This window comes from Enterococcus sp. DIV0724b (assembly GCF_050531475.1).
In the GTDB taxonomy this organism is placed as follows: Bacteria; Bacillota; Bacilli; order Lactobacillales; family Enterococcaceae; genus Enterococcus_L; species Enterococcus_L haemoperoxidus.
This window is the reverse complement of record NZ_CP172890.1, coordinates 2,224,582-2,238,621: the sequence shown is the minus strand read 5'-3', so window position 1 is coordinate 2,238,621 and position 14,040 is coordinate 2,224,582. Positions and strand designations below refer to the sequence as shown.

The 14,040-nt window shown below is 38.0% G+C and carries 10 protein-coding genes; 9 read left to right on the top strand and 1 reads right to left on the bottom strand.

Translation table 11 applies throughout. The annotated features are described in order from the left end of the window. Positions 1 to 155: 155 nt before the first annotated feature. Positions 156 to 794 (bottom strand): helix-turn-helix transcriptional regulator, encoded by a 639-nt coding sequence (locus IGJ02_RS10300; RefSeq protein ID WP_010763315.1) that lies wholly within the window; start codon positions 792 to 794, stop codon positions 156 to 158. A 440-nt stretch (positions 795 to 1,234) separates the two neighbouring features. On the opposite strand from IGJ02_RS10300, the gene ssnA reads away from it, so the two are divergent. The 9 genes from ssnA to IGJ02_RS10255 all read left to right on the top strand — a co-directional run bounded on the left by ssnA (position 1,235) and on the right by IGJ02_RS10255 (position 14,000). Next, positions 1,235 to 2,569: a putative aminohydrolase SsnA gene (gene ssnA, locus IGJ02_RS10295; protein ID WP_430601924.1), complete on the top strand. Its 1,335-nt coding sequence runs from the start codon at positions 1,235 to 1,237 to the stop codon at positions 2,567 to 2,569. Between the two features lie 39 nt (positions 2,570 to 2,608). After that, positions 2,609 to 5,620, top strand: coding sequence for a putative selenate reductase subunit YgfK (gene ygfK / locus IGJ02_RS10290; RefSeq protein ID WP_430601923.1), 3,012 nt, complete (start codon positions 2,609 to 2,611; stop codon positions 5,618 to 5,620). A gap of 51 nt (positions 5,621 to 5,671) precedes the next feature. Continuing rightward, positions 5,672 to 7,054 carry a dihydropyrimidinase gene (hydA, locus tag IGJ02_RS10285; RefSeq protein ID WP_430601922.1) on the top strand — a complete coding sequence of 461 codons (1,383 nt, stop codon included), beginning with the start codon at positions 5,672 to 5,674 and terminating at the stop codon, positions 7,052 to 7,054. Positions 7,055 to 7,107: 53 nt separating this feature from the next. Then, positions 7,108 to 8,301, top strand: coding sequence for a diaminopropionate ammonia-lyase (gene dpaL, locus IGJ02_RS10280; RefSeq protein ID WP_430601920.1), 1,194 nt, complete (start codon positions 7,108 to 7,110; stop codon positions 8,299 to 8,301). A gap of 5 nt (positions 8,302 to 8,306) precedes the next feature. Then, positions 8,307 to 9,623, top strand: coding sequence for a YgeY family selenium metabolism-linked hydrolase (locus IGJ02_RS10275; protein WP_430601919.1), 1,317 nt, complete (start codon positions 8,307 to 8,309; stop codon positions 9,621 to 9,623). A gap of 102 nt (positions 9,624 to 9,725) precedes the next feature. Continuing rightward, positions 9,726 to 10,919, top strand: coding sequence for a knotted carbamoyltransferase YgeW (gene ygeW / locus IGJ02_RS10270; RefSeq protein WP_208928074.1), 1,194 nt, complete (start codon positions 9,726 to 9,728; stop codon positions 10,917 to 10,919). 312 nt (positions 10,920 to 11,231) lie between these two features. Continuing rightward, a complete protein-coding gene (gene arcC / locus IGJ02_RS10265; protein WP_430601918.1) occupies positions 11,232 to 12,170 on the top strand; it encodes a carbamate kinase in 939 nt (312 codons plus the stop codon). Between the two features lie 30 nt (positions 12,171 to 12,200). Then, positions 12,201 to 12,581, top strand: coding sequence for a Rid family detoxifying hydrolase (locus tag IGJ02_RS10260; protein ID WP_010763323.1), 381 nt, complete (start codon positions 12,201 to 12,203; stop codon positions 12,579 to 12,581). A gap of 99 nt (positions 12,582 to 12,680) precedes the next feature. After that, complete coding sequence (locus IGJ02_RS10255) at positions 12,681 to 14,000, top strand: nucleobase:cation symporter-2 family protein (protein ID WP_430601917.1); 1,320 nt, start codon at positions 12,681 to 12,683, stop codon at positions 13,998 to 14,000. Positions 14,001 to 14,040: the final 40 nt, after the last annotated feature.

Below are 14,040 nucleotides of genomic sequence, written 5' to 3'. Positions count from 1 at the left end.
CAATTTATATCAACGATCGTTGTTAAACTCAATCTATAATAACACAATTAAAAAAAAAAATTAATTCCTTTTACTCTTTCTTACTATATTAGGCAGAATAAAAAGTAGGTAGCTACGTTCAAGAAGAACATAACTACCTATTTAATCATAAATTTTTACTTAGCATCGATATAGCTGTATAACGTATATTTAGAAATATTGAAAAATCCAGCCACTTTATCGCCTGATTTTGTTACAAGAAATGCCCCTTTACTGTTTAAAAACTGGATGCATTTGATTTTGTCATCTTTTGTCATCAGAGGAACTGGTTTACCGACTAATTTAACGGATTCTTCAATTAAATCATCCAAAAGTTCATTGATATCTTGAGGAATATAATCAGGTTCTTTATCGTTTTCTTGTTCATTGATAGAAACAAGGGATTTTAAAGTTGATTCCGCAGCGATCAATGCAGTAATATCATAATTGATCGCGAAAATGCCATCTAAACTACCCGATTTATCTTTGAAATAAACGGTACTTGATTTCAAAATTCGGCCGTCATGTGTTCGTGTTAAGTAATTGATATGATCGACTAAATCAGCGGGGTCTTTTTTTAGAGCTTCTAGAACAACTTGAGAAGGACCATCACCAAGTTGACGAGAAGAAACATGCCCATTTTCAATGGAAACGATGGTGTTGTTTACATTATTTTCATTGATTTTGTGAATCACGATTTCACAATTTTCACCAAACTGACCAGCTAAAGCTTTTGCGACTTGAGTAAGAAAATTTAATTTTTCATCGGAGAGCATGGCTTTGTTGCTCCTTTCTAATTAAGAAGTTATATCGAGCATTTAACATATATCTCTGTATGTTCGAGTAATCTAATTCTTATGGTTTTAAGAAATAGCAGATACGCACCAGTGCATTTTAAGAAAAATTCATTATCTGCAACTGGCTTCGTGTGTAATAATATCATGCGGTAAATGATAATACAAGACAATGGGCATTCTGCACTAAAAAATATTTTTTAGGTAGCATTGTTTTTTTTTAGGTTAGGTGGTATAATTTACTCGAGTTAAGGGAAATAGTTAAATATAAGTTTGAATGCAAGCGCTTTTTTTATCAGTAGTGATCGGATTAATAGATTGTTATTGGTATATCAAATTGTTCGTGAATGTTTGAACTATATATTATGTAAGCGATTTCTGTATAGGCAGAAACAATTAAATGAAATTATAGGAGGGTAATGATGTTATTAATAGGAAATGGACGACTGGTTACTAGAGATAAGGAAAGTACTTTTTTTGACAATGGTTGTGTTGCTATGGATGGTCAGAGGATTAAAGCTGTAGGGGCAACAACAGATTTAAGGAAAGATTTTCCCAATGCGGAATTTATTGATGCCAAAGGCGGAGTGATCATGCCTGGATTTATCAATATGCATAATCATATTTACAGTACTTTTGCTAGAGGGCTAAGTATTAATGGATATCATCCTAAAAATTTTATGGATATTTTGGAAGGACAATGGTGGCGAATTGATCGGACATTGAATTTACAAGATTCGTATCATAGCGCAAAAATCGCTTATTTAGATAGTATCAAAAATGGTGTGACGACTGTTTTTGATCATCATGCAAGCTATGGAGCGATTGAAGGGAGTTTGACTCAACTTTCTGATGCGGCAGACGAGTTGGGCGTTCGTACTTGTTTATGTTATGAAGTATCAGATCGTGATGGTGAAGAAAAAATGAAAGCAGCAGTCAAAGAAAATGCTGATTTTATCAAAGCAAGTGCTGCTCGTACAGATGATATGCAAAAAGCGATGATGGGCATACATGCTGCGTTTACAATGTCAGATAAGTCATTGGACCATTGTGCTGCATTTACTCCAGAAGGCGTTGGTTATCATATTCATATTGCAGAAGATATTGCTGATGTCTATGATTCACTGGCAAAATATGGAAAACCGATCGTGAATCGTTTATATGATTTAGGTATTTTGGGCAAGCAAACGATGGCAGGGCATTGTATTCATATCAATCCTCATGAAATGGCCTTATTGCGGGATACAAATACAATGGTAGTCACAAATCCAGAATCAAATATGGGCAATGCTGTGGGATGTCCACCGGCAATGCGCATGCTTAATGAGTATGGAATCTTGATGGGGCTTGGCACAGATGGTTATACAAATGATGTTACAGAATCATACAAAGTAGGCAACATCATCCATAAACATCATCTAGTAGATCCAAATGCTGCTTGGACAGAGATTCCACAAATGTTGTTTGACAATAATCCGCAAATGGCTAATCGCTATTTTAAGAAGAAGCTAGGTGTTTTAGAGCCCGATGCCGCAGCAGATGTAATTGTGTTGGATTATAAAGGCCCGACACCTATGACGAAAGACAACGTTAATGCTCATATTCTATTCGGTATGAATGGCGGAGCAGTTACAGATACCATCATCAATGGTGAAATACGTATGAGAAACAGAGAAATTCAAGGCGTTGATGAAGAGAAAATCTGGCATGATGCACAATCACAAGCACAATCTCTTTGGACAAGAATCAATAGCTAGTAAATACTAGCCTAGAAAAATAAAAAAGGAGTGACAAACATGAGTGACATCATGCACCCGATTTCAATCGATGGGTTATTGAACTGGATCTTAAAGGAATACAAAAATGAATCAACTATTTTTGGTGTAAGAAAATTCTACAAAGCTGACCCTAGTAAAAAGTTGTCTTTATTCGGTGAAAAAATGGAGACACCATGCGGACCTGCTGCAGGACCGCACACGCAATTATCTCAAAATATTATTGCATCCTATTTAACTGGTTCACGATTTTTTGAAGTTAAAACAGTCCAAGTCATTGATGGGGAAGACCTACCAGTAAGTAAACCGTGTATCACAGCAGCTGATGAATGTTACAACGTAGAATGGTCAACAGAGCTTAGGGTTCCTCAAGCATATGATGAATATGTCAAAGGTTGGTTTATTCTAAAATTGCTTAGTAAAGAACTTGATCTAGGTGATCCAGACGGTTTTATTTTCAATATGAGTGTGGGCTATGATCTTGCTGGGATTCAGTCACCCAAAGTGGATAAATATATTACAGATATGCAGGATGCTGAAAAAACACCGATTTGGCAAGAATGTATTGAAGCTGCTTATAAGTATTTACCCCAATTTGAAAAAATTGATAAAGCATATATTGACTCAATCAGTCCTAAGGTTTGTCGATCGATCACACTTTCAACATTACACGGCTGCCCATCAGACGAAATTGAACGGATTACAACGTATTTAATAGAAGTAAAAGGGCTAAACACATTTATCAAATGTAATCCGACCATGCTTGGTTATGAATATACACGCCAAACAATGGATGAATTAGGGTTTGATTATATGGTGTTTGATGATCATCATTTTGTCGAAGATTTACAATTTGAAGATGCTGTTCCGATGCTGACACGCCTACAAACGTTGGCACATCATAAAGGACTTAATTTTGGTGTGAAAATCACTAATACTTTTCCTGTAGGGATCGCGGAAGAAGAATTACCTGGAGATGAGATGTATATGTCAGGTCGTTCGTTGTTTCCATTGAGCATTTCCTTAGCGAAAAAATTATCAGATGCCTTTGATGGAACGCTGCAAATTTCTTATTCTGGCGGTGCGGATATCTTCAATATCAAAGACATTTTTGATGCAGGAATCTGGCCGATCACGATGGCAACAACCTTGTTGAAACCAGGTGGCTACCAACGGATGAATCAAGTCGCAAATTTGTTAAGTGAATCAGCGTATCCAAGCCATGTTCATGTTGATCTAGCCCAACTTACGACCATTGTTGAAAGAGCCAAAACGCAAGCGCGGTACAAAAAATCTATCAAATTACCAGAAAGTTCCAAACTACGGACGACAGTCCCATTAACCAATTGTTACACAGCTCCCTGCCGTAGTGACGGCGGTTGTCCAATCAATCAGGATATTCCAGCTTATCTTCGTTATGTAAGCGAAGGAAACTATTTAGAAGCCTTAAAAGTGATCGTGGATAAAAATCCGCTGCCATTTATTACAGGAACGATTTGTGCTCATCCTTGTATGACAAAATGTACGCGTCAGTTTTATGAAGGCTCGATCAAAATTCGTGAAGCAAAATTAGAAGCTGCTGAACACGCTTATGATGAACTAATGGCAGGAATGGAAAAGCCTGTTCGTAAAGATAATGCGGCTAAAACAGCAGTTGTCGGTGGTGGACCAGCTGGAATTTCTGCTGGATTCTTGCTTGCTCGTGAAGGCATGCCAGTGACAGTATTTGAAAAAGCCGATACGATTGGAGGTGTCTGTAGCCAAATCGTACCAGAATTTAGAATTTCAATGAAGTCTGTCCAAAATGATGTAGAGATGGCTAAATTTATGGGAGCTGAATTTAAGACTGGACAAGCTGCTCCAAGTATTGAAGTTTTGCGCGAACAAGGATATACCAATATTATTTATGCGATTGGCGCTTGGAAACATGGCAATCTAAGACTAGAATCCGGCAAACCAGTAAACTCATTAGAATTTTTAAAAGCCAATCGAAAAAATCCGCAAATCAATCCTTATGGCGAACAAATCGTAGTTGTAGGTGGTGGAAATACAGCGATGGATTGTGCTAGAGCTGCAACTACTTTACCGAACGTGAAAAAAGTATCCGTTGTGTACCGTCGAGACAAACGAAACATGCCAGCAGATGAGGAAGAATTGTATTTTACTTTAGAAGACGGCGTAGCATTTTTGGAATTACTATCTCCGATTAAACTAGACAATGGCAAACTAACTTGTGAAAAAATGCGCTTAGGAGAACGTGATAGTTCGGGGCGTCGCAGGCCAGTTGCTACGGGTGAATTTACGGAAGTTCTGGCTGATACCGTGATTGCAGCAGTTGGTGAAAAAGTCGATACAGATTTTTATCAATCAATTGGGATCAAAACTGATCAATATGGAAAAGTTGTCTCAAATCAAGAAACGCTCGAAACTAATTTGAAAGATGTCTATGTGATTGGTGATGCCAATTTAGGACCTGCAACTATTGTCGAAGCCATTGCAGATGCAACTAAAGCTGCAAGAAACATTTGCAAAATTCATAACGAGCATTTTGAACAAACGAATCTTAATAAAGATGTGGCAGCTGTTCGGAACAAACGAGGCATTCTAGAATCAAATGAAGCACTTTGTGGGCAAGCAAGTAACTGTTTAGAATGCTCAACGATATGTGAATCGTGTATGGATGTTTGCCCAAATAGAGCGAATACCGTTGTAAATGTTAAAGGTCAACCACAACCGCAGATTGTCCACATTGATCGGATGTGTAACGAATGTGGTAACTGTGAAACCTTCTGTCCATATTCAAGTGCACCGTATAAAGATAAATTCACTTTATTCAACACAGAATCTGATTTTGAAAATAGTACGAATTCTGGTTTCTATGTAATCGATCCAATGGAAAAAAAATGCCTTGTTCGTTTATGGGGCAATATTTCAACAATTCATTTGGACACACAAGGAGCAGATATTCCAGCGGACATCATCGATTTAATGGATACGATGATCGAAGACTATGACTATTGTATGCAAGTGTAAAAAAAGACATGAGTTGCGCAAAAACAACTTCTGAATGATGGAGGTTAAAAAATGTCTATTCTTTTCAAAGGCGGAACAGTAGTGTCCGCAAAAGATCGCCGTCAAGTAGACGTAAGAATTGATGGAGAAAAAATTATTGAAATGGGGACAAATTTAAAAACAAAGGATTCTAACGTAGTCGATGTTTCAGGATGCTTTTTACTACCGGGATTTATCGATGCTCATACTCATTTAGAGCTAAATAATGGTAAAGGATCAATGGGCACCGCAGATAATTTTTATACAGGAAGCAAAGCCGCGGTTGCCAAAGGAACAACTACAGTGATCGATATGGCGACTCCAAGTAAAGGCAGCTCATTGAAAGACTGCCTAAAGGCTTGGGATCATTTAGCTCGGGGAAACAGCTCTTGTGATTACACTTATCATATGTCGATCATTGAGTGGAATCCAAGCATTAAAGCAGAAATCAAGGAAATGATCGATGCCGGTATTACCTCATTTAAGATGTATATGGCCTATGACAATTTAAGAACAACGGATGGGGAAATTTTTGAAGCAATGAGTGAAATTCGTAAGTTTCAGGGCATGTTAGGGATTCATTGTGAAAATGGTGATATGGTCAATAAAATGATCGCAAAATTTGTAGCAGAAGGGAAACGCTCCCCACATTATCATCCATTAACAAGACCTGATTCAGTTGAAGCTGAAGCGGTAGAGCGTTACTTAATGATTGCTGATTTAGTTGGTCTATCTGTTAATATCGTTCATTTAAGTAGCAAACGATCATTAGAGGCAGTCCAGCGTGCAAGAGCTCGTAATCAAAAAGTTTATGTAGAAACATGTCCTCAATATTTAGTTTTAGATGATCATTTATATGATGGACCTGAATTTGAAGGAGCAAAATATGTTTGTTCACCGCCTTTGCGTAAGATCAGTGATCAAAAAGCACTGTGGGATGGTGTGATCAATGGTCAAGTGAACACGATTTCAACAGACCATTGTAGCTTTAACTTTGAAGGACAAAAAACAATCGGAAAAGATGATTTCAGTAAAATCCCGAATGGCATGCCAGGAGTTGAGACTCGCCCCGAGTTGATTTATACCTATGGGGTAACGACTGGAAAAATCAGTTTAGAACGAATGATCGGGTTACTTTCAGAAGATATCGCCAAACAGTTTTCAATGTATCCGCAAAAAGGCATCATCCAAGTAGGCAGTGATGCAGATATCGTCGTTTGGGACCCAAATACGACTGGAATTATTTCAGCTACAACGCAACTTCAAAATGTTGACTATACACCGTATGACGGGATGCAAACAACAGGCAGTGCTAAGTCAGTTTATCTCAGAGGTCAAAAAATAGTTGAAGAAGGTCAAGTTGTTTTAGAAAAACAAGGGAAGTTTATATTCAGAAAAAGTACAAAGAATAACTAGAGGAATCTATCAACTGACGTTGATTTAAATAAAAAGATGGAGGGGAAAATTTTTTGGAAAAAATAAAATGGACGGCAAATGAAATGCCAAAAACAAATGATCAGTATTTAACACTGATGTCAAAGGAAGCAATCGAAAAAGCTTTAGCTTTTCATCGTAGTTTCCCTCAATACAGTCAGACGCCATTAGCTGAATTAAAAAATATGGCTGAATATTTAGGACTAAAAGATTTTTTTGTTAAAGATGAATCCTATCGTTTTGGGTTAAATGCATTTAAAGTGCTAGGCGGTTCATTCGCTATGGCCAATTACATTGCAGAAAAGCTTGGAAAAGATGTTGCAGATTTGACATACGATGTTTTAACGTCCGATAAACTTCGGAATGAATTTGGTCAGGCGACATTTTTCACGGCGACCGATGGAAATCATGGACGTGGTGTGGCATGGGCTGCAAATAAATTAGGGCAAAAAGCAGTTGTATTAATGCCTAAAGGCTCTACTCAAACAAGAAAAGAAAATATTGAAAAAGAAGGTGCAACAGTTACCATCGAAGAAGTCAATTACGACGAATGTGTACGTATGGCTAACAAGATGGCTGAAGAAACTGAAAACGGTGTCATGGTTCAAGATACCGCGTGGGAGGGGTATGAAAAAATTCCGACATGGATCATGCAAGGATATGGAACAATGGCATTGGAAGCATCTAAACAGTTAAATGAATCTGGGAAAGAACGACCAACACATGTATTCGTTCAAGCAGGTGTTGGTAGTTTAGCAGGAGCTGTTGTGGGGTATTTTGCTAATCTTTATCCTGATGATCCACCGAAAATGATTGTTGTTGAAGCGCAAGCGGCAGATTGCCTGTATCAATCTGCAATTGAAAAAGATGGCAAGATTCGTTTTGTTGAAGGCGATTTACAAACCATAATGGCAGGACTTGCCTGTGGTGAACCTAATACAATTTCATTCGATATTTTAGAAAATCATACCTCAGTCTTTGTTTCAGCGCCTGACTGGGTTTCAGAAAAAGGGATGAGAATGCTTGGAGCACCATTAAAAGGTGATCCTCAAGTGATTTCAGGCGAATCAGGAGCAGTCGCAATGGGCATAGTTGCAACGGCTATGCAAGATCCTGAATACAAAGAGTTACGTAACGTACTAGAACTAGATGAAAATTCAAGCGTTCTAATGTTTTCAACAGAAGGCGACACAGATCCAGATAACTATAAAAAAATCTTATGGAGGTAATATAAATGGATTTCAAAGAAATTAACGAAGCAGCAGAAGGTTACAGAAAGGATATGATCCAATTTTTACGAGATTTAGTCAAAATTCCAGGAGAAAGTGCTGAAGAAGGCGCAAAAATGGATCGTGCTAAAGCCGAAATGCAAAAATTAGGTTTTGACAAAATCGAAGTAGATCCTCAAGGAAATTTACTTGGATACATGGGAAGTGGTAAAAAATTGATTGCGTTTGATGGTCATATGGACACAGTGGGAATCGGCGAAATGAGTAACTGGGAATTTGATCCGTATGATGGTTATGAAACAGATACAGAAATCGGCGGACGTGGTACATCTGACCAAGAAGGCGGTATTGTTTCAGCCATTTATGGCGCTAAAATCATGAAAGATCTTGGGTTATTAAATGAAAAATATACAGCATTAGTAACGGTTACCGTACAAGAAGAAGATTGTGATGGATTATGTTGGCAATACATCATCAAAGAAGACGGTATTCGTCCTGAATTTGTTGTCTCAACTGAACCAACAGATGGAGGAATCTATCGTGGTCAACGTGGTCGAATGGAAATCAAAGTAGACGTTAAAGGGGTATCTTGTCACGGGTCAGCTCCTGAACGTGGGGATAATGCGATTTATAAAATGGCCGACATTTTACAAGATGTGCGTGCGTTAAACAACAATGGGGATACTGAAAGTACTGTGATTAAAGGTTTAGTTCGTATGCTTGATGAAAAATATAACCCTGAATGGAAAGAAGCACGTTTCTTAGGAAAAGGAACTGTTACAGCTTCACAAATCTTCCATTCATCACCAAGTCGCTGTGCAGTAGCAGATGGTTGTACAGTTTCATTAGATCGCCGAATGACTGCAGGGGAAACTTGGGAAAGTTGTTTAGAAGAAATTCGTAACTTACCTGCAGTTAAAAAATACGGAGATGATGTTGTCGTTTCAATGTATGACTACGATCGTCCATCATATACTGGTTTAACGTATCCAATCGAATGTTATTTCCCAACTTGGGTGATTCCAGAAGAACATGGTGTAACAAAAGCCTTGATGGAAACACACAGAAATCTTTATGGTGAAGAACGTCTTGGCTCAAAAGAAACGATTGACATGCGTAAAGCACGTCCATTGTTAGACAAATGGACATTCTCAACAAATGGCGTATCGATCATGGGACGCAATGGCATCCCTTGTATTGGGTTTGGTCCAGGAGCCGAAGCCCAAGCGCATGCGCCAAATGAAAAAACATGGAAAGATGATTTAGTCCGTTGCGCTGCAGTGTACGCTGCATTGCCAACTGTCTATTGTGAAAATAACTAATCACCAGAAATAAAAATAAAAGGGAAAAACGATCCGATATTCTGATGTGTAAAGGACGTTGGAATATCGGCTATCGTATTATTCATATAGAGGAGAAATGACATGGAAACTTTTAACGACTATATTGCAAAATTGGACAAATTAGAATTTGATAAAATGTATGAAAACGATTTTTTCTTAACATGGGAAAAAACACGTGATGAATTAGAAGCTGTTTTTACAGTAGCTGATACTTTACGTTATTTACGTGAAAATAATATTTCAACGAAAATTTTTGATAGTGGTTTAGGGATTTCATTATTCCGTGATAACTCAACAAGAACTCGCTTTAGTTTTGCTTCTGCTTGTAATCTTTTAGGATTAGAAGTTCAAGATTTAGACGAAGGGAAAAGTCAAATTTCTCATGGTGAAACTGTTCGTGAAACCGCGAACATGATCTCGTTTATGGCGGATATCATCGGGATTCGTGATGATATGTATATTGGAAAAGGCAACACTTACATGCGAGAAGTGTCTGAATCAGTTCAAGAAGGACATAAAGATGGCGTGTTAGAACAACGGCCAACATTGGTCAACTTACAATGTGATATCGATCATCCTACTCAAGCAATGGCAGATGCATTACATTTGATCCATGAATTTGGCGGTGTCGAAAACTTAAAAGGCAAAAAAGTAGCGATGACTTGGGCGTATTCACCATCTTATGGCAAACCATTATCAGTTCCTCAAGGAATCGTAGGTTTAATGACACGTCTTGGTATGGATGTTGTGTTAGCTCATCCAGAAGGCTATGAAATCATGCCTGAAGTTGAAGAAGTTGCGAAGAAAAATGCAGCTGAAGCTGGCGGTTCATTTACCAAAACAAACAGTATGGCTGAAGCCTTTAAAGATGCCGATGTTGTGTATCCTAAGAGCTGGGCACCATTTGCAGCAATGGAAAAACGTACACAATTATACGGTGAAGGGGATCAAGCTGGTATTGACAAGCTGGAAAAAGAATTGCTTGCTCAAAATACCAACCACAAAGATTGGGAATGTACAGAAGAATTGATGAAAACAACAAAAGATGGAAAAGCGTTGTATATGCACTGCTTACCTGCTGATATCACAGGTGTAAGTTGTGATGAAGGGGAAGTTGAAGCTTCAGTCTTTGACCGTTATCGTGTTGAATTATACAAAGAAGCAAGTTATAAACCCTATATTATTGCGGCTATGATCTTCTTAAGTAAAGTAAAAAGCCCGCAAGCTACATTAAAAGAACTTGAAAAAAAAGCAACACCAAGAGAAGTCAAATAGCGCTAAGATAAATTAGGCATGAAGTGAGATGCTTTCTCTATCGATGATGATAGTGAGAACAAACTAATTTGTTCTCTTTTCAAAACGTAAATGAAACAATCATAAGACCTTTCCAAGTCCATTTATGAATACTATCTGTTAAAGATAAGACTGTATTGACAGAAATCTGCTGTCCACAGATTCTGATCACTTCATGCAAAATTCAGTGCTTACTTAACAGTCAACGATATGATTTATTGAGAGAAAGCATCTTACTTTTAAAATAACCAACAAAGAAATAACGATAAAATTGAAAATGAGGTGAATCACTGAATGGTAAAACGAGTTGTAGTTGCTCTTGGCGGAAATGCGCTTGGCAATAATTTAACAGAACAAATGACTGCCGTGAAAGAAACATCGAAAGCCATTGCAGATTTGATTGAAGCAGGATATGAAGTTATTTTGTCTCATGGAAATGGACCACAAGTTGGGATGATTCAACTGGCAATGGAAGAACTTTCATTGAGTGATCCAAGTAAATATCCAACGATTCCATTATCAGTATGTGTGGCAATGAGTCAGAGTTATATCGGCTATGATCTACAAAATGCGTTACGAGAAGAATTATTGAGTCGTAAGTTGGAACAACCAGTGGGAACGGTGATTACACAAGTAGCAGTGGATCCCAAAGATCCAGCGTTTGAGTATCCAGCCAAACCAATTGGTCGTTTTATGACCAAAGAAGAAGCTGATGCGCTTGTGAAAGAAAAACAAATAACGGTGGTTGAAGATTCTGGTCGCGGGTATCGTCAAGTTGTGGCATCACCAAAACCAAAAGAAATTATTGAAATCCAAACGATCACTTCTCTGATCAACGCAGGCCAAACAGTGATCGCGTGTGGTGGCGGAGGCATTCCTGTAGTGAAAAATGGCAACCATTTAAGTGGAGCTGCGGCTGTTATCGATAAAGATTTCTGTAGCGAGTTATTAGCTGAACTGGTTGATGCAGATTTACTAATTATTTTGACTGCAGTAGAAAAAGTTTGTATTGATTTTGGCAAATCAACACAAAAAGAATTAAGCGAAGTTTCAACAGCTGAAATGAGAAAACATGCTGCAGATGGACAGTTTGCACCAGGTTCAATGTTGCCGAAAGTCGAAGCAGCAATCCAATTTGCTGAATCAAAACCGGGACGAAAAACACTGATCACGTTATTAGAAAAAGCCAAAGACGGAATCGTTGGAAAGACGGGAACGATCATTGAGCAATAAATCAAAATAAGCAAGAGAAGGAGTGAGTCGATGACAAACAAAATGGTCAACTCAACAAATGCTCCAGCCGCTGTAGGACCTTATTCCCATTCAGTTTTAGCTGGACAAACACAATATATCTCTGGGCAATTAGGATTAGATCCGGTAAACGGAGAAATGAAAGCAACAGTTGAACAACAAGCAGAACAAGCCCTGATCAATTTAGGTGCAATTTTGAAAGAAACGGGTATGACGTATGACAATGTTGTAAAGACAACGGTTTTCTTAAAAAACATGTCAGACTTTAGTAAAATCAATGCTATTTATGGAAAATATTTTTCTAATGTTCTTCCTGCCCGTTCTTGCGTAGAAGTATGCGAATTACCTAAGAGTGGACTTTTTGAAGTAGAAGCAATCGCAGTCAAAAATTAATTTTTGAAATATTTCTGATCAAAGAAAAGGGTTGCGGATTTTTAAACTCGGATAAGTGCAGTCCTTTTTAAAATAAAAAGCGAAGAAGGAAACTTGCCTATGAGTGAAAAAGAAGAAAAGGCATTGTTTGACTATGATGCCAAGTTATCGATCAAAGAAGCCGTTCCAATGGGCTTACAGCACGTAGTAGCAGCAGTTGTCGGGATCGTTACGCCAGGAATCATGATTGCCAAAGTCTGTAACCTAAGTTCTGGAGATACAACGATCATGATTCAAACGTCACTGATTTTCTCTGCCGTAGCAACCTTTATTCAACTGTTTCCGATTTTTGGAAAAGTCGGTTCTAGGTTACCTGTCATGATGGGGGCTAGCTTTGCATATGTCCCGATTTTAATGGCTATCGGGGGAGACTTTGGGATTGCAGCGATTTTTGGCGCTCAATTAGTTGGAAGTATTTTAGTGATTTTAGTAGGATTATCAATAAAAAAAATTCGAATATTGTTTCCGCCGCTTGTCACAGGGACTGTAATTTTAAGTATTGGGTTGTCGCTTTTTCCAGTTGCCATTAAATATATGGCTGGTGGAGCTGGAAGTCCTGATTTTGGGTCAGCACAGAATTGGTTAGTCGCGTTACTGACGTTTGGCGTGGTATTTTATTTTAACTATTTTTCAAAAGGATTTCTTAAATTATCTTCTATTTTGAATGGAATGATTATTGGTTACATTGTATCGTTGGTTTTAGGAATGGTCAATTTTACACCTGTTAAAGAAGCTTCTGTTTTTCAAGTGATTACACCGCTTTATTTTGGCTTGGATTTTCAAATTGTTCCGATCTTGACCTTAGTAGTAATGTTCATCGTTGATGCAGTCCAAGCTATTGGACAATTTACTGCAACGACAGTTGGTGCAATGGATCGGGAACCAACGGACAAAGAACTTTCAGGTGGAATTATGGGAAGCGGTTTCTCGAATTTTATTGGTAGTTTCTTTGGTTCGGTACCTGTTGCAACATTTGGTCAAAACGTCGGACTTGTTACGGTGACAAGGGTAATCAATAAATACGTTATGGTTTTTGCTTCTGTAATCTTACTAATAGCAGGATTTGTTCCAAAAGTTGCATCGATTTTGACAACGATTCCTTATGCAGTGATCGGTGGTGCGACTGTTTCTGTTTTTGCCTCGATTTCGATGACAGGAGTACGGATGATATCAACACAAGAATTGACACCTAGAAATACTGGTGTTGTGGGGATTGCGTTAGCTTTTGGTATCGGCGTTACCTTGTCAGTAGGCTGTTTGAGTGGTTTTCCACCATGGGTAACAACGATTTTTGGAAACTCAGAGGTTATTTTAACGACAATCGTTGCAGTTATTTTGAATGTGGTCCTTAAAGAAGAGAAGCAACTGGCAATTGAATAACAATTAAGATTTTCTCTTTTAAAAAAGATGCAAAAGATAA